General features: G+C 63.6%; 13 protein-coding genes. 3 read left to right on the top strand and 10 right to left on the bottom strand.

Annotation, left to right across the window (positions count from 1 at the left end; genetic code table 11):
* Positions 1–11: 11 nt before the first annotated feature.
* The 6 genes from IYW40_RS13415 to IYW40_RS13440 form a co-directional block, all read right to left on the bottom strand.
* Complete coding sequence (locus IYW40_RS13415) at positions 12–344, bottom strand: STAS domain-containing protein (protein WP_196400872.1); 333 nt, start codon at positions 342–344, stop codon at positions 12–14.
* 118 nt (positions 345–462) lie between these two features.
* Positions 463–1,740 (bottom strand): cystathionine gamma-synthase family protein, encoded by a 1,278-nt coding sequence (locus IYW40_RS13420; RefSeq protein ID WP_196400873.1) that lies wholly within the window; start codon positions 1,738–1,740, stop codon positions 463–465.
* A gap of 62 nt (positions 1,741–1,802) precedes the next feature.
* A complete protein-coding gene (locus IYW40_RS13425; protein ID WP_246720790.1) occupies positions 1,803–3,062 on the bottom strand; it encodes an aminotransferase class I/II-fold pyridoxal phosphate-dependent enzyme in 1,260 nt (419 codons plus the stop codon).
* Positions 3,040–4,032 (bottom strand): NAD-dependent epimerase/dehydratase family protein, encoded by a 993-nt coding sequence (locus tag IYW40_RS13430; protein ID WP_196400874.1) that lies wholly within the window; start codon positions 4,030–4,032, stop codon positions 3,040–3,042. The genes IYW40_RS13425 and IYW40_RS13430 overlap by 23 nt, the downstream gene beginning before the upstream one ends.
* A gap of 50 nt (positions 4,033–4,082) precedes the next feature.
* Entirely contained in the window at positions 4,083–5,528 is a 1,446-nt protein-coding gene (locus tag IYW40_RS13435) for a VOC family protein (RefSeq protein ID WP_196400875.1), read from the bottom strand.
* 73 nt (positions 5,529–5,601) lie between these two features.
* Positions 5,602–7,140 carry an aldehyde dehydrogenase family protein gene (locus IYW40_RS13440; protein ID WP_196400876.1) on the bottom strand — a complete coding sequence of 513 codons (1,539 nt, stop codon included), beginning with the start codon at positions 7,138–7,140 and terminating at the stop codon, positions 5,602–5,604.
* Positions 7,141–7,215: 75 nt separating this feature from the next.
* On the opposite strand from IYW40_RS13440, the gene rocD reads away from it, so the two are divergent.
* Positions 7,216–8,511 (top strand): ornithine--oxo-acid transaminase, encoded by a 1,296-nt coding sequence (gene rocD / locus IYW40_RS13445; RefSeq protein WP_281432882.1) that lies wholly within the window; start codon positions 7,216–7,218, stop codon positions 8,509–8,511.
* Between the two features lie 9 nt (positions 8,512–8,520).
* Here rocD and IYW40_RS13450 read toward each other — a convergent pair whose 3' ends face one another.
* Together IYW40_RS13450 and IYW40_RS13455 are read right to left on the bottom strand one after the other, a co-directional pair.
* Positions 8,521–10,968: an FAD-dependent oxidoreductase gene (locus tag IYW40_RS13450; protein ID WP_196400878.1), complete on the bottom strand. Its 2,448-nt coding sequence runs from the start codon at positions 10,966–10,968 to the stop codon at positions 8,521–8,523.
* Positions 10,965–11,855 (bottom strand): choline kinase family protein, encoded by an 891-nt coding sequence (locus IYW40_RS13455; RefSeq protein WP_196400879.1) that lies wholly within the window; start codon positions 11,853–11,855, stop codon positions 10,965–10,967. The genes IYW40_RS13450 and IYW40_RS13455 overlap by 4 nt, the downstream gene beginning before the upstream one ends.
* Positions 11,856–12,017: 162 nt before the next feature.
* On the opposite strand from IYW40_RS13455, the gene IYW40_RS13460 reads away from it, so the two are divergent.
* Both IYW40_RS13460 and eutC read left to right on the top strand, forming a co-directional pair.
* Positions 12,018–13,397: an ethanolamine ammonia-lyase subunit EutB gene (locus tag IYW40_RS13460; RefSeq protein WP_196400880.1), complete on the top strand. Its 1,380-nt coding sequence runs from the start codon at positions 12,018–12,020 to the stop codon at positions 13,395–13,397.
* A 2-nt stretch (positions 13,398–13,399) separates the two neighbouring features.
* Positions 13,400–14,185 carry an ethanolamine ammonia-lyase subunit EutC gene (gene eutC, locus IYW40_RS13465; RefSeq protein ID WP_196400881.1) on the top strand — a complete coding sequence of 262 codons (786 nt, stop codon included), beginning with the start codon at positions 13,400–13,402 and terminating at the stop codon, positions 14,183–14,185.
* Between the two features lie 157 nt (positions 14,186–14,342).
* Here eutC and IYW40_RS13470 read toward each other — a convergent pair whose 3' ends face one another.
* Complete coding sequence (locus tag IYW40_RS13470; RefSeq protein WP_196400882.1) at positions 14,343–16,073, bottom strand: ATP-dependent DNA ligase; 1,731 nt, start codon at positions 16,071–16,073, stop codon at positions 14,343–14,345.
* Positions 16,070–17,098 carry a ligase-associated DNA damage response exonuclease gene (locus IYW40_RS13475; RefSeq protein WP_196400883.1) on the bottom strand — a complete coding sequence of 343 codons (1,029 nt, stop codon included), beginning with the start codon at positions 17,096–17,098 and terminating at the stop codon, positions 16,070–16,072. Before IYW40_RS13475 ends, IYW40_RS13470 begins: the two co-directional genes overlap by 4 nt.
* Positions 17,099–17,142 lie beyond the last annotated feature (44 nt).

Raw genomic sequence — 17,142 nt, forward strand, 5'->3', positions numbered from 1 at the left:
CATTCGCGGACTCACGCGCTCAGCGCCAGCTGCAAGCTTGGATAGATATCGAAAACACGGTGCAGTCGCGTCAGTTCGAACATCGACCTGACGCGCGGCTGCAGACCCGCCAAAGCGAACCCGATCGAGCGCAAACTCGCATTCTTGTAACCGGAGAGCAGCGCCCCCAGCCCTGAGCTGTCGATGAATTGAACTCTCGCCAAATCGATAACGACGTTTTGAGCGCCGCCTTCGAGCGTCTTTAGCACCAAGTCCTTGAGCTCGCCGGAGTTGTGCGCATCGATGCGATCCTCCTGGATGCTCAGAACGGTTCGGTCGTCTCGCACTTCCTTCGCTACTCTCATTGTCCAGTCTCAGCTCGATTTATGGCCACAAGGTTCCTTGGAATAGATATGTCTGCGGCGCCCGATTAACAGGGCTTAGCGCCCAGCTTGCGGCAGCGAACGCTACGACGAAGGTTAATCAATCGAACGCCTGCGCCAGATCGGCGATAAGATCGTCCGGATGTTCGATGCCGATCGATGCGCGAACGAGCGAAGGCGTAATGCCGATTTCGCGGCGGGCCTCTTCGGTAAGCCCCGAATGCACGGTGGTCGTCGGATGACAAATCAACGATTCGGTGCCGCCGAGGCTGACGGCGAGCTTGAAGATCTGCAGCCGATTGAGGAAGGCGAAGGCTTCGGCTTGTCCGCCCACAACCTCGAAAGAAAAGGTGGAGCCGGCGGAACTCGACTGGCGCGCCATCAACAACCTTTCGGGATGATCAGCCGGCAGCAGCGGCGGATAGTGAACGCGGGCCACCTTGGGATGACCGGCGAGAAAATCCGCGACGATCGCCGCGTTCTCCGCCGCCCGGTTCATGCGCAAAGACAATGTCTCGAGCGAGCGGCCAAGCATCCAGCAGGAATGCGCGTCAAGCTGCGTGCCGATGGCGCTACGCATCGCGCGTATGGGCTTCAGATGCGCGCAGGATCCGACAACCGCGCCGCCGATGAGATCGCTGTGCCCGCCGACATATTTCGTCAGCGAATAGAGCGACAAATCGGCGCCGTGCCGGAGCGGCGACTGGAAAACGGGGCCGAGCAGCGTGTTGTCGCAGCAAATGACCGGCCTCGAGCCCTGTCGTTCCGCGATGTCTTCAGCGATACGTCGCACCAGCGCGATATCAACCAGGCTGTTCATCGGATTGGACGGCGTCTCGATGAAGATCATCGCGATGCGTCCGGCGTCCATCGCACGCGCGGCCGCGGCGCGGATATTGTCTTCGTCGAGCCCGTTGGTGAAGCCGACGCCGGTCAATCCGAACGGCGCCAGCGTCTTGTCGATGAGAACTTCCGTGCCGCCATAGAGCGGACGGCTGCGCAGGATCGTTTCTCCTGGGCGCGCGAAGGCAAGAATCGTCGTGACGATCGCCGACATGCCGGAGGAAAAGACGAGACCGCATTCGGCGTGCTCATAGATCGCCAAGCGGTCCTCGACGATCTCGAGATTGGGATGGTTGAACCGTGAATAAACCAGTCCGGATTCTTCGCCTTCCGGCGGCGCACGACGGCCGGCCATATAGTCGAAGAAGTCGCGCCCCTCTTCGGCCGTTCGAAACACGAAGGTCGACGTCAGAAATACCGGCGGCTTAACCGCGCCTTCCGACAGCGTCGGATCGTAGCCGTAGCCCAGCATGAGCGTTTCCGGCTGAAGCAAGCGGTTTCCGATGCTCGCCTTGTGGTAGCGCGCGCTGTCCATGGATGCTTCCTCGGCTGTCGCCGCGCTCGAAAACAGGCGGCGCCGCCACGGTAAATAGCGCGCTAAAGCTGCTTCGCCCGCGCCAGCGGAACATTCGCCTCGGCCATCTCGGCCAGCGCCTCCAAAGCCGCGTCGATGTCGGCGGCCGTGTGATCCGCGCTGATCTGAAAGCGGATCTCCTCGTCGCCCTTCGGCACGACCGGATAGGTCAGCCCAGTAACCAGAACGCCTCGTCGCCGCAGATGCTCGACAAGCGCTACGGTGCGGGCGCTGTCGCGGGTCACGAGCGGCGCGACCGGATGCTCCCCGGGCAGCGTCTCAAAGCCAAGCCTGACGAGTCCCGCCTTGAAGCGTGCGGTCATGGCGCGCAGATGCTCGAGCAAGGACAGGCCATCCGGACTGTCCAGGATGTCGATGGCCTTATGCGCGGCGGCGGCTTCCGCCGGCGTGATGGGGTTGGAGTAGACGTAGAAGGGCGAGCGCTCGCGCAGGTAGCGGATGAGAATTTCATCGCCGACGACATAGCCGCCATTGACGCCGAAGGCCTTGCCGAGCGTCGCCACGAGAATGTTGACCGGAGCTGACCGCGTATATTCCTCCGCGCCGCGCCCGGTCGCGCCAAGCGCGCCAACGCCATGTGAATCATCGACGACGACGATCGCGCCCTCCGCGAAGGCATTATCGCGACTGCGCGCCAGCGTCATGATGCGATCGAGCGGCGCGTGATCCCCGCGCATGCTGAACACGCCGTCGGTCACGATGATGGCGCGGGAGCATGATTTCGCGGTCTCGTCGAGACAGCGCTCGAGTTCGCCCATATCGAGATGTTTGTAGATCCGCTTCTCCGCAGGCGCCGCAAGTGAAATCGCATTGATGATGCAATTGTGGTTGAGCTCGTCGCTGATGACGGCGGTCTTCTTGCTGACGAGCTGCGGAATGAGGCCCATGATCGCCGCATAGGCCGACGAAAAGATGATCGCCGACGGCCGCGAATGAAAGGCGGCGAGCCGACGCTCCAAGGCGACGTGAGGCGACCAAGTTCCGCTGATAAAGCGCACCGCGCCGGGCCCGGCGCCATAGTTCGTCGCCGCCGCATCTTCGGCGTCAATCACCTCTTCGCGCAGCGACATGCCAAGATAATTGTTGGCGTTCATGCGCAGGTACGGCTTGTCGCCTTCGCCTTCGATGAGAAAGCGCGGACCGTTGCCGTCACGCGGCGCAATGACGCCACAGAGCACGCTTTCCGCGCCCTTGAGCAGCCCGGCCTGCGAAAGTTCGCCGAGCTGCGCGGCGAGCGCCTTAGCCAAACCCTGCATTGGCATTGGGGACCTCGTCAGAATTCGGATCGTCAAATGGATCTGTCGCCGCGCCAAGACGCGCGAGCATATCCCGCGTCATGGCGGCGAGATCGAACCGCGGCGAAAACCCCCAATCTTCGCGCGCCGCATTGGCGTCAAGCGCCTGCGGCCAGGAGTCGGCGATCGCTTGGCGTAACGGGTCGATGCGGTAGTCCGCGGCGAAGGAGGGCGCGTGTTTGCAAATTTCTGCGGCGATTTCGCGCGGCGTGACGCTCATGCCGGTGACGTTATACGCGTTGCGAAACCGCAGGCGCTCCGGCTCAGCCTCCATGAGCTCCATGATCGCGCGTATCGCGTCCGGCATATACATCATGTCGAGACGGGTCTCTGCGGCGAGGAAGCAGGAATAGCGCTTGCGCCGAACAGCCGCGCGAAACATTTCGACGGCGTAGTCGGTCGTGCCGCCGCCCGGCGGCGCCGCGGAAGAAACCAGACCCGGCAGGCGCAATCCGCGCGCGTCGACGCCAAAGCGCGTCGCGTAATAATCGCACAGCAATTCGCCTGCGACCTTGGTGACGCCATAGATGGTCGTTGGCCGCTGAATGGTGATCTGCGGCGTGCCGCGGCGCGGCGTCGAAGGGCCGAACGCCGCAATTGAGCTTGGGAAAAACACCTGGCAGCCGAAGCGGCGCGCCGCCTCCAGCACATTGTAGAGGCCGCTCATATTGACGCTCCAGGCGTCTTGCGGCCTGTCCTCGGCGACGGCGGAAAGAAGCGCTGCGAGGTGGTAGACGACGTCGATGTCGCGCCGGCGCATCAGATCGGCGAGCGCTTCCGCCTGCGTGCAGTCGAGGCGCTCATAAAGATCGTCAGCTGGCCCCTCCTCTGCGAGGTCTGAGGCGATGACGCGCGCCGCGCCATATCGCTCTCGCAGCGCCGGCGTCAGTTCGGCCCCGATCTGGCCGAGGGCGCCCGTGACCAGGATGCGTCGCATGCGTCTCCGATACCGCGGCGCCTCCGCCCATGCGTCGAGCGCCATACTCCTCAGTTATGGCTGCTTTCCGCCGCGCCAATATGCGCGGCGCCCGATTTTGGCAGTTGATCCGAAGCGGCGCGATCGACGCCAAGCGCCTGCAGGCTTGCGCCCAGGGAGCGCGTCTCCGCATCCTCGTAGAGCGCAAGTTCATCCAAAACCGGCGCGCCGAGCGCCGCCTCGAAGGCGCGTCGGTCGGCGCGCTCGATCAATTCCTCTTCGCCTTGCTCCCCAAGATTCGAGCGAAAGATCCCTGCGGCGCTGATCGGCAGGAAATCCTCGTAAACGATCGGGTCGGCGCGCAGAGCTCCAGTCCGCAGAAGATCCTCCAGCGTGGAAGGCGACAGGGGGTCCCTTCCCCTCGCGCTTGGATCGACCGAATAATTGAAAAAGGCGAGCTTTTCGCGCCGCAGCGTCTCATCATCATCGGGAAACGCCGCGAAGCGCCGCGCCAGCTCCTCGTTAAAGGCGAGCGCATTGGCGCCGTCTGTCGCGAGCGGAACCGCAACCTGAGCTTCAGCGAGAAGCCTGTCGTAAAGCGCGCGCCCCTTGGCGGTCAGCGCGGCGCCTCTCTGCTCGATCTCGCCGAAACGCGCGGCATGGGCGCCCGTCACGCGCCGTCCGTCTTCCTCGATGAATTCGACAGGCTCGGGGCGCGCCTTGAAGCTCGTCTGACGCAACAGGATCGGGCAGCGGCGAAGCGGGGGCCCCTCGACAATCGCTTTCGGATTCATACCGCGCGCGGCCATGGCGCTGTGCGCGGCGTCGATATCGAGCGCGTGCAAGGTAAGATGATTGATGTGCGGTCCTTTGAAACAGACGATGTCGGCGAGGAGCGGATGCGTCGCATGCAGCGTCCGATAGACCGCCGATGAAACCGTCGCCCGCCCGTTCCAGCGAAAGATTTTCGCGGCTTCCAGGACAAATTCGCGCGCCTCTCCGTCGTCGAACCCGCGTCTTTCGAAGAGATCCATCAGCGTTCGGCAGCGCGGCGTAAAAATGTCGCGCTGCGCCAGAACCTTGGCGGCGATCTCACGCGCCTGCGCGTCGACGATGAGATCCAGCCTGAGAAGCGAAGTGAAGATGCGAAAGGGATTAGCGCGCAATGCTTTCTCGCCGATCGGACGGAATGCCGTCGAATGCACCGGAATTCCGGCGATCGACAGATCGTAATAGCCGACGGGCGCCATTCCCATGATCGCGAAGAGCCGGCGCAGCATCGACAGTTCCTCGGCGGTTCCGACGCGAATAGCGCCATGGCGCTCAACGTCGAGTCGCTCGAGTTCATTGTTTTCCGCCAGGCGACGCTTGAGTTGCGGCTCAGCGGCGAGCGTCTGCCGGTTTACGTCGGCGACGAGCGCCTGCATCGCGCGATACTGCGGCGCTTCGGCCTGATACATGTCCGAGACCGTCGATGCGAACATCGTCCGAATCGAGTCAGCGGAAGCGTCATTCATTTTTTTTGTGACCTTCGCTACCCTCAGGTATGTAATCCCTCAGCGGCGGAAATCATGAGCGTAGCGTCATATGCTAAACATCCAGATCGAATTTGACGCCCTGCGCCAGCGGCAGTTCGCCTGAATAGTTAATCGTGTTGGTGGCGCGGCGCATATAGAACTTCCAGCAGTCGGATCCCGCTTCGCGGCCGCCTCCCGTGTCTTTTTCGCCGCCGAAGGCTCCGCCGATTTCGGCGCCGGAAGGTCCGATGTTCACATTTACGATGCCGCAATCCGATCCGTCGGCGGCCATGAAGCGCTCGGCTTCGTCCAGACGCGCGGTGAAGATCGATGACGCAAGGCCATGTGCGACATCGTTATTGAGCTCTATCGCTTCATCAAGGCTGCGGAACTTCATCACATAGAGGATGGGCGCGAATGTCTCCCGCCGAACGACGTCCGTCTGCCCCGGCATTTCCACGAGCGCCGGGCGCACGTAGAACGCGTCGGGGAATGTCTCCGTCAGCACGCGTTCTCCGCCAAGGATGACGCCCCCTGCTGCGCGCGCTTCGTCGAGCGCGGCGCGCATCGCCGCATAGGCGTTCTGATCGATGAGCGGGCCGACAAGCGCGGCGCCGTCTCGGGGATCGCCGACCGGAACCGTGGCGTAGGCGCGCCGCAAGCGGCCGAGAAGTTCGTCATAGACGTCTTCATGAACGATCAGCCGCCGCAGCGTCGTGCATCGCTGGCCCGCCGTGCCCATGGCCGCGAAGGCGATCGCTCGCACAGCGAGATCAAGCGGCGCGGAGGCGCAAACGACGGCGGCGTTGTTGCCGCCGAGTTCCAGAATAGACTTCGCGAAACGACCCGCGAGGCGCGGCGCGATGGCGCGCCCCATCGCCGTCGAACCCGTCGCGGAAATGAGTTGAACCCGCGCGTCTTCGACAAGCGCTTCACCGACATCGCGCCCGCCGACGAGCACGGTTGAAAGCCCGTCCGGCGCATCGCCGAAACGCGCCGCAGCGCGCTCGAACAGCGCTTGGGTCGCCAGCGCCACAAGCGGAGTCTTTTCAGAGGGCTTCCAGACCAGCGTATTTCCGCAGACCAGCGCAAGCGCCGCGTTCCAGGCCCAAACGGCGACAGGAAAGTTGAAGCTGGTGATGATTCCGACGACGCCGAGCGGGCGCCAGGTCTCCATCATGCGATGGCCGCGGCGCTCGGTGGCGATGGTCAAGCCGTAAAGTTGACGCGACAGGCCAACGGCGAAATCGCAGATGTCGATCATCTCCTGGACTTCGCCGAGACCCTCCGTCGTGATTTTGCCGGCCTCGATCGTGACGAGACGCCCCAGCTCGGTCTTGGCCGCTCTCAGCTCCTCGCCGAGCAAGCGCACGAATTCGCCTCGACGCGGCGCCGGGACGTTGCGCCAGATGCGAAAGGCATGCGCCGCTCTAGCAATGGCGCCATGCGCGGCCGCCGAATCCGTGCTCTCGACGCGCGCGATGATCTCGCCAGTAATCGGCGAACGGGTCGTCACCGAGCCGCGCTCAAACGTCTGTGATTGGACCCCAAGCTTGCGCAGGAGGGCCGCAGCTTCCCCGGCGAGGCCACGATCTAAGGCGCGCGCCTCCATTTCAACTCCCGATGTTCGCGGCTGATGCGCGGCTGGCGCCGCGCCCCGCATGTACCCATGTAATGTAGTCAGTACATGATCGCTCGCACGCATTTATCCAATACGAATGCGCGCCAAAAGCTCTCGGATATGGACAACTCGGAGTTCAGGAACCCGCACGTCGCCAGAAACTACGACCCGCTGCCCGTCGTACTCACGCGGGGACAGGGCGCATATCTGTGGGATGTGGAAGGCCGGCGCTACATCGACATGATGAGCGCCTATTCAGCTGTCAGCCTCGGTCACGCGCATCCCCGAATCCTTGCAAAGCTCGCTGAGCAGGCGCAGCGGCTCGCGGTGCCGTCCCGCGCCTTTTACAATGACCGGCTCGCGCCGTTTCTCGAGGAGCTCTGCACCCTGACAGGACTCGACGTCGCGCTGCCGATGAACACCGGCGCGGAGGCCGTAGAAACCGCGATCAAAGCGGCGCGCCGCTGGGCCAATCGCGTAAAGGGCGTCGCCGACCCAGAGATTATCGTCGCCGCTGGCAATTTCCACGGGCGCACCACCACGATCATCAGCTTCTCCTCGGAGCGCGAATATCGGGACGGGTTTGGTCCGTTCATGCCCGGCTTTCGCGCCGCGCCCTTTGGCGATCTCGCGGCCTTCGAAGCCGCCATCACTCCGCGGACCGCCGCTATTCTCGTCGAGCCGATCCAGGGAGAGGCGGGCGTCATCGTGCCGCCGGACGGCTGGCTCGCGGGGCTACGCCGACTGTGCGACGAACGCGGCGTTTTACTGCTGCTGGACGAAATCCAATCGGGTTTGGGGCGCAGCGGCGCCTGGTTCGCCTTTGAGCATGAGAATGTCCTTCCCGACGGCGTGATGCTGGGAAAGGCGCTCGGCGGCGGCGTGCTGCCCGTCTCCGCCTTCGTGGCGAAACGCGAGGTGATGGATGTTTTCACTCCCGGCTCGCACGGATCGACCTTCGGCGGCAACGCTCTCGCCGCCGCCGTCGGTTTAGAGGCGCTGCATGTCATTCGTGACGAACGGCTGGTCGAACGCAGCCAAGCGCTTGGCGCGAGAATGCTGCAACGGCTGCACGCGATGCGCGCCCCGGCGATCAGCGAAGTTCGCGGGCGCGGCCTCTGGGCCGGCGTTGAGATCGACCCGCGCTACGCGAGCGCGCGGGAAATCTGCGAGGGCCTGCTCGCCAAAGGCGTACTGACGACCGCGACGCATCACACGGTCGTGCGCTTGGCGCCGCCCTTCGTCATATCGCAAGACGACCTCGATCTTGCGCTCGACGCCGTCGAGGAAGCGATCTCGAAATTTCACGCGCCGCGCACTCTCCGTGGCGCCGCCGACGTCGGCCATTCACTTGAAGCGTAGGCGCAGCGGCTAAGCGCGTAGGCGTTCGCCTTTCGGATCATATAACGGCGAAAGAGAGACGGTCGCCGGCCGGCGCTCGCCGGCGATTTCGAGTTGATATTCGCCAGAGAGCACAAAAGCCGGATCGACCCCCTCGGAATTTCGAACATAGCCGTAGCCGATCGCCTTGCCGATCGAATAGCCGTAGCCGCCGCTCGACAGCCATCCGACGCGCAAGCCGTTGCGATAGATCGTTTCACGCCCGAGCAGCGCGATCTCAGGATCGTCGACGACGAATCCAGCGAGAAGACGCGGCAACGGATTCGCGCCGACTTCAATGAGCGCGTCTCTTCCCTGAAAAGGCGCGCCGGACTTCATCTTGACGGCCCAGCCGAGACCCGCCATCGGCGGCGTGTGATCCGGACCGATATCCGAGCCCCACGCGCGGTAGCCCTTCTCCAGACGCAGAGATTCGATCGCTCGATAGCCCGCGTCGACAAGGCCGAAGGGCGCGCCCGCGCCAACCAGCACGTCATAGACCGAGACGGCGAAATCGACAGGGATGTGAAGCTCCCAGCCGAGTTCGCCTACATAAGTGACGCGGATCGCCAGCACCGGCGCGCCGGCCAAATGGATTTGGCGAGAAGTCATGAATGGGAACGCGGCATTCGAAAAATCATCGTCGCAGCACGATTGCAGAATCTCTCTCGCGCGCGGACCCATCAGCGCGAGCACGGAATTCGCCGAAGTGACGTCGATGACTCGCGCGTCCATGCCCTCGGGAATCGATCGCCTGATCCAGTCGAAATCGTGCGTTCCGAAAGCCGTTCCCGTCACGACATAGAAGCGGTCCTTCGACAACCGCGTGATCGTCAGATCGCATTCGATGCCGCCGTTGCGGTTCAACAACTGCGTATAGGTGACGGCGCCCGGCGGCTTCGCGACATTGTTGGCGGCGATCCAGGACAGCGCCGCTTCGGCGTCTTTGCCGACAATGAGCGCCTTGGCGAAGCTTGTCTGATCGAAAAGCGCCGCCGCCTCCCGGCATGCGCGATGCTCTCGTCCGACCGCATCGAACCAGCCGGGCCTGCCGAACGAATAGCGATCCCGCGGCGCTTCGCCCACGCTCACATCCGCGAACCAATTGGGCCGTTCGAAGCCCATCTTTTCGCCGAAGCATGCGCCCTTCGCCTTGAGGCGTTCGTAGAGCGGCGAGCGCCGCAGCGGCCGACCAGACGTAAATTCTTCGAAGGGCCAGGCGATGCTGTAGTGACGCGCATAGGCTTCGAGCGTCCGCACCCGCACCCAGGACGGGTCCCTGTGTGGCGCGCCGAAGCGGCGGATGTCGACCGGCCAGAGATCGAAGGGCTGTTCGCCGTCCGCCGCCCATTCCGCCAGCGCCATGCCGGCGCCGCCCGCCGACGCGATGCCGAAGGCGTTAAAACCGGCGCCGACGAAGAAATTGCGCACCTCCGGCGCTTCGCCGATCATCCAATTGCCGTCAGGCGTGAAGCTTTCGAGGCCGTTGATCATCTGCTTGACGCCGGCCTCGGCGAGCGCGGGCACGCGGCCGAGCGCGAGATCCATGATCGGCTCGAAATGATCCCAATCGTCTTCGAGAAGCCGAAAGGCGAAATCCTCGGGCACGGCGCCGGATGACCAAGGCACGGGGTTGGGCTCGTAGCCGCCCATGACGAGGCCGCCGACCTCCTCCTTGTAATAGGTGAGCCGATCCGGATCGCGCAGAGTCGGCAGATCGCTGTTCACGCCGTTGATCTTTTCGGTCACGAGATATTGGTGATGCACCGCCGAGAGCGGAACGGCGACGCCCGCGCGCGCCGCGAGCGGCTGGGTCCAGAGGCCGGCGCAGAGCACGAGCTTCTCGCAGGCGACGGCGCCGCGATTCGTGACGATGCCGCGCACGCAATCGTTCTCGATGATGAAGTCCGTGACGGCGACGCCCTCGACAAGCTTTGCGCCCGCAAGCCGCGCGCCTTTCGCGAGCGCCTGGGTGATGTCTGAAGGATTCGCTTGTCCGTCCGTCGGCAGGAAAGCCGCGCCGATGACGTCATCGACATTCATCAGCGGCCAGAGCGCCTGCGCCTCTTTGGCGCTCAGGAGCTGCATCTCCAGACCGAAGCTCCTCGCGGACGTCGCCTGCCGCTTGACTTCGATCCATCGGTCGGCGTTGCAGGCGAGACGAAGACCGCCATTGCGTCGCCAGCCGGTCGCATAGCCTGTCTCTGCTTCGAGCCGATCGTAGAGCTCCACCGAATAGCCGAGGAGCTTGGTGATATTGGCGTTGGTCCGCAACTGACCGATCAGTCCCGCCGCATGCCAGGTCGAACCCGAGGACAGTTGATGACGTTCAAGCAGCAGCGTCTCCACGCCGCGCTTGGCGAGGTGGTAAGCGACGGAGCAGCCAACGATGCCGCCGCCGACGACGACGATCTGGGCGCTTCGCGGGAGATCCGTCATGCTCTTTCCATCTGCTGGAACGCCGCCCAGGCGTCATCGAAGCGCGTCAGATTTTGCTCTGAGTAAGCGACGTAATCGAAATCGATCGCTGACCGACTCTCCGAGACAAGGCTCCACAATGCTTCGCGCAACAGCGAGGCGCAAAGCATCGCCTTGAAGCGGCGCCGCAACGCATCGGTCGGCGCCGCCTCGAAATATTCCTCGAGCATCGCGTCGTCGTCCGCGACGTCAAAGCCATTGTTCGAGGAGAGTCCGCCCAGATCGAACAGCGGCGTATTCCATCCGGCATAATCCCAGTCGACAAGCCAAAGACGACGCCCGTCGTCGATGAAATTGGCGGCAAGGAGATCATTATGGCCGAAGACAAGGTCGATCGCGCCCGTCGCCTTTTCCAAAATCTCGCTCGCCGCGAGCAAGCGCGGCAATTTCGCCGACATCCGGCTTTTGTCCTCGATCAGCGTATGGGCGTAGTCGCGAATGATATGGAAGACGTTGAACGCTAGGGTCGGCCCGCGCAAATGCAGCGCAACCTCACGATGAACGCGCTTGATCAGATCGACGCAGCGTCTGCGGTTCGCCCGCATGTCTTCCGGCTCATAGGTGCGGCCGGAAATATATTCGAGGGCCATCGCCATCGGCGCGGCAAACAGAACTTTTGGCGATATGCCGGCGGCGCCCGCGGCCCTGCTCGCCGCCAATTCGTTAAAGCGCATGACGCCATGAACGGGAATGTCGCCGCCAAGGCGAACGACGACGGATCGATCGCCATCCTTGACGATATAATTTTTGTTGGTGATGCCGCCGAGCAACGGCGCGATCTCGATCGGCCCGCGCCAGAGCGGAAGCGCGCGTATCAGAGTTTCTGGATCTGCGGTATGAGCTGACATCGGCTCCGGCGGGCAATAAGGCAAACTCTGACTGAGCTAATATATGCGGCTGGCGCGCAAAGGCCATGGGCTACGAAGGGCCCTGGGGAAAACCTTACGCGCGGACAGTGACATGTCCGCTGGGGCGCCATAGCCTGTGAGAAGGTCTTTCGAGGTCTGGCCATGTATGCAACGACGATACGTGGAACGAGCTACAGGTTCCCAGACCTTAAAACGCTGATGGCGAAGGCGACTCCATTGCGTTCCGGCGACTGCCTCGCCGCCATTGCGGCGACGAGCGCCGCGGAACGCGTCGCTGCGCAGATGGCCCTCGCCGATCTGCCCTTGAGCGTGTTCTTGAACGAAGCGCTTGTCCCCTATGAAGAGGACGAGGTCACGCGATTGATCCTCGACGGCCACGACCGAAACGCCTTTGCGCCGATCGCCTCGCTGACCGTCGGCGAATTTCGTGACTGGCTTCTCTCCGACGGCGCCGATGAGGAAGCGCTCGCAGCCGTGACCTTTGGGATCATCCCCGAAATGGCTGCCGCGGTCTCGAAGATCTGCCGCAACCAGGACCTGATCCTGATCGCCGCAAAGCGGCGCGTCGTCACGAAATTTCGTAACACGCTCGGCCTGCGCGGACGACTGTCATCGCGCATTCAGCCCAACCATCCGACCGACGACGCGCGCGGCGTTCTCGCAAGCGCCATCGACGGGCTTCTGCTCGGCAATGGCGACGCAGTCATCGGGGTCAATCCCGCGTCCGACAGTCCGGAACAGTGCTATGAACTCCTGACCCTTCTCGATGAACTGCGCGAGACGCTGAGCATTCCGACGCAATCCTGCGTGCTCGCCCATGTCACGACGACGCTGCAGCTTATGGAGCGACGCGCGCCCGTCGATCTGGTGTTTCAATCGATCGCCGGCACGCAGGCCGCCAATTCAAGCTTCGGGATCGACCTCGCCCTATTGCGCGAGTCCCGCGAGGCGGCGCTTGCGCTCAGGCGCGGAACGATCGGCGACAATGTCATGTATTTTGAGACCGGCCAGGGTAGCGCGCTTTCGGCCAACGCCCATTGGAATTGCGATCAGCAGACGCTGGAAGCCCGCGCCTATGGCGTCGCGCGGATGTTCGATCCTCTGCTGATCAACACCGTCGTCGGGTTCATCGGCCCTGAATATCTTTTCGACGGCAAGCAGATCACGCGGGCGGCGCTCGAAGACCATTTCTGCGGCAAGCTGCTTGGACTGCCGATGGGCTGCGACGTGTGTTACACGAACCATGCCGAAGCCGACCAGAACGATATGGACGATCTGCTGACGCTGCTCGCCGTCGCCGGCGTCAATTATGTCATGGGCGTCCCTGGCGCGGACGACGTGATGCTGAATTATCAAAGCACCTCCTATCATGACGTGCTTGCCGTTCGGCGTATGCTGAATCTGGCGCCCGCTCCGGAGTTTGCGGAATGGCTCGCTGACGTCGGTTTGACGGACGCGCATGGTGAATTGCAGGCGCCGGCGCTGCCTGCATCCTTTGCGCCGCTTCTCGAAAGAGCTTGAGGATGGCCGACGATCGCCCGACGCCTCTCGATAAGATGTCGATGCTGCGTTCGGCGACGCCGGCGAGAATATTCCTGCCGCGCGCCGGAGCGGCGCTGACGACGCGCGCTACTCTCGATTTCCAGCTGGCGCATGCCGAAGCGCGGGATGCGGTGGAAGAGCGACTCGATGCCGACCGGCTCTTCGACGAGTTGACCTCGCACGGGCTGACGGCCGTCCGCGTGAAGAGCGCCGCGCGCGATCGGCGAAGCTTTCTGCTGCGTCCCGACCTCGGTCGAAAACTGGACGAGGCGTCCCGCGAGCATCTCAAACCTTTGGCGGGCGATTACGACCTTGCGTTCGTCATCGCCGAAGGACTTTCCGCCCGCGCAATCGCGCGGCATGCACTTCCAGTGCTCGAAAGAGCGCTGCAATCTCTCGATCGAACATCGTGGAAAATCGCGCCGATCGTTCTCGCCGAACAGGGGCGCGTGGCCCTCGGCGACGATATCGGCGAAACGATTGGGGCAAGACTCGCGGCGGTATTTATTGGCGAGCGGCCGGGCCTTTCCTCGCCGGACAGCATGGGCGTCTATCTCACATTTGCGCCGCGGGTCGGCCGCACTGACGCCGAACGCAACTGCCTCTCGAATATCCGCCCGCAAGGTCTTTCCTATGCCGACGCCGCGCACAAGCTGCTTTATCTTTGCAACGAAGCGCGCCGACGCCAGCTGACGGGCGTCGACCTCAAAGACGAAGCCGATGCGCTTCCATCGGGAGAACTGCGCGCGATCGACGCCAAGAGTTAGCTGGGTTCCACCCGTAGCGGAACCCGGGCGTCAGGCAGATCCCAATTTGAGCGTCCCTTCGCCATTTCGCGCCAAACGTCCCGCTGGAAGCGAAACGGCTCCCAGCCGCGCTCCGTGAGTAAGGTCTTCACGGCGGACTGTTTGGCGCGTCGTCCACTCATGCGCCGCCGCCGGGCAATAGCGCGTGTAGCGCCTCGATCGTGTCGGCGTCCTCCACGGGCTTGTCCTGTCGCCAGCGCAACATGCGGGGAAACCGAACCGCGAGACCGCTTTTGTGGCGGTTGCTTGAACCGATTCCCTCGAAGCCGAGCTCGAAAACCATCGTCGGGCGCACGCTGCGCACCGGCCCGAAATTCTCTATCGTGGTCCTTCTGATCGTCGCGTCGACCTTGCGCATCTCCTCGTCCGAAAGCCCGGAATAGGCCTTGGCGAAGGGCAGCAGCGTGCGGTCCGTCTGCTCCGGCGGGCCGCTCCACACCGCGAAAGTGTAGTCGCTGTAGACGCCGGAACGACGCCCATGGCCCCGCGCGGCGTAGATCAGCACGGCGTCGACGCTCATCGGATCGAGCTTCCATTTCCACCAGAGATTGGCGCCGCTCTTCTGGCGGCCGACGCCATAAGGCGCGTTCATCGCCTTCAGCATCATGCCTTCGGCGCCGCGCGCCCGGGCCTCCTCGCGCTGTCTTGCAAAGGACTCCCAATCGGTTTGCGTCAGCCCCGGGCTGAGCCGCAGGGGCAAATCGGCGCCGACCTGCATCGCGCAGGAATGTGTGCGCGACACGACCTCTTGGAGAAGCGCACGGCGTTCCCGCTGCGGCCTTTCGCGCAGATCGTGGCCGTCTTTCTCGAGCAGATCATAAGCGATCAGCGCCACTGGCCTGTCGCGCAGCATTTTTGGCGTGAGAAGCTTGCGTCCGAGACGCTGCTGCAATTCAGAAAAGGGGCGCAGATCGCTGAGATCGTCCACGGCGGGACGCGCGTTCGAACGGGGCGCGACGACGATAAGCTCGCCGTCGAGGACAATATCGTCGGGCAGAAAATCGACGAGAGCGGCAAGCTCCGGAAAGCTGTCGCTGACAAGCTCCTCGCCGCGAGACCACAGCCACCACTCTCCGGCGCGACGAATGAACTGCGCGCGTATGCCATCGAATTTCCATTCAACGAGCCAGTCATCGACTGGGCCGAGCAGTTCTGGAAAAGCCGAAAGCGGCGCCTGAAGCGGGTGCGCGAGAAAGAACGGATAAGGCTGGCCGCGCAGAGGCCGCCCGTCTTCGCCCGCTTCGGCTGGCGCAACGAGCGCGACGAAATCTTGCGCCTGAGGCGCCCAGTTCGCCTGCGTGTAGCCCATCATCCGCTGCGCGACGAGCTTGGCGTCGAGCTCCGTTGCCTGGGCGATCGCTTGGGTCATTTGCAGCTTCGAGACGCCGATGCGCATTTCGCCGGTGACGAGCTTGAAAAACGGCAAGCGGTCGTCGGAGGGCATGGCGTCCACCCAGCCGCGCAGCGCCGCGAGCCGCGCTGCGTCATCACGCTCGCGCAACGGCAGTAGCCGTGCGTTCATCCAGACGTCGAGCGGCGCGTCTTCCACACGGGTCGGCGGCGGCAGCAAAAGCGCCAGAGTCTCGGCGAGGTCGCCGACGCTGTGATAGCACTCGTCAAGGAGCCACTCGGGCAGATCCGTCGCCTCCAAGGCGAGCTGGCGCAGGAGCTTGGTCGAGATCATCTGGCGCGGCTTGCCGCCGGCGAGAAAATAGACCGTCCAGGCGGCGCTGGCATATTGCTCCGGATCGCCGACCGCAAGGCGCAAATAGTCGACCAGCGCCTGTCTCTTGTGCTGCGTCGACGTCGCGGCGTCGATGCGCCGGTAGAGCGTGGCGAAGGTCTTCATGCGCCGTCTGTGTCGGCCTCGGCGTTCGGCTCCGCCTCGCCCTCTTCGTCGCCATATTCGGTCGCCATCGGCCGCGCGTCATATCCTTTTTCGCGCAGATAGCGCGAAAGCGCCTCCCCGCTTCCATGGGTGACAAGGATACGCTCTGCGCCGGTTCCGGCGATCGCCTGCAACAGACCCGGCCAGTCGGCGTGATCCGAAAGCGCGAAGCCTTGATCGACGCCGCGGCGTCGGCGATTGCCGCGCAGCCGCATCCATCCGCTGGCGAAGGCGTCCGAATGATCGCCAAAGCGTCGAATCCATCCGCTTTGCACGGCGTGGGGCGGCGCCAGCGCAAAGCAGCGCGAAAGCCCCGCCTTGTCGAGCGCGCCGACGTTGAGCGTCGGCGGCAGCGAGATGCCGAGATCGCGATGAATCTGATTGAGCGGTTCGAGCTCGCCGTGGCAGACGATCGGGCCGATATTGGCGTCAAGATGTCTGAGCAGGCGCTGCGCTTTGCCGAGCCCGTAGGCTTGCATGACGCTGGCGCGTCCCGCGCGCGCATTTTCCGCCCACCATGAATTGATGTCGCCCATCACTTCGGCTTGCGGGCGCCAGCGATAGATCGGCAGACCGAAGGTCGATTCGGTGATGAAGACATCGCACCGGACGGGCTCAAAAGGCGCACTGACGCCGTCCGCTTCGAGCTTGTAGTCGCCGGAGGCGACCCAGACCTCGCCCCCGCGCTCGATGCGCACCTGCGCCGAGCCGATGACATGGCCGGCGGGATGCAGCGAGAGCCGCACCTCGCCGATGTTTCGGCTCTCGCCATAACGCAGCGTCTCGATGCGAACGTCGCCGAGGCGTCTGCGCAGGATCGGCGCGCAATCCTCGTGACAGAGATAGGCGCCGCTGCCCCATCGCGCGTGATCAGAATGCCCATGCGTAATCACCGCCAGAGCCGCCGGGCGCCAGGGGTCGATGTGGAATTTTCCAGGAGGGCAGTAGAGGCCCTCCGCGGCGGGAACGATCAGATCCTTGGTCATCTAGCCGAAGATATGAAAAGCGCGTCGGCGCGGCCCTTGGAGCA

Origin of the sequence: Methylocystis sp. H4A (assembly GCF_015709545.1) — a bacterium.
Classification (GTDB): Bacteria; Pseudomonadota; Alphaproteobacteria; order Rhizobiales; family Beijerinckiaceae; genus Methylocystis; species Methylocystis silviterrae.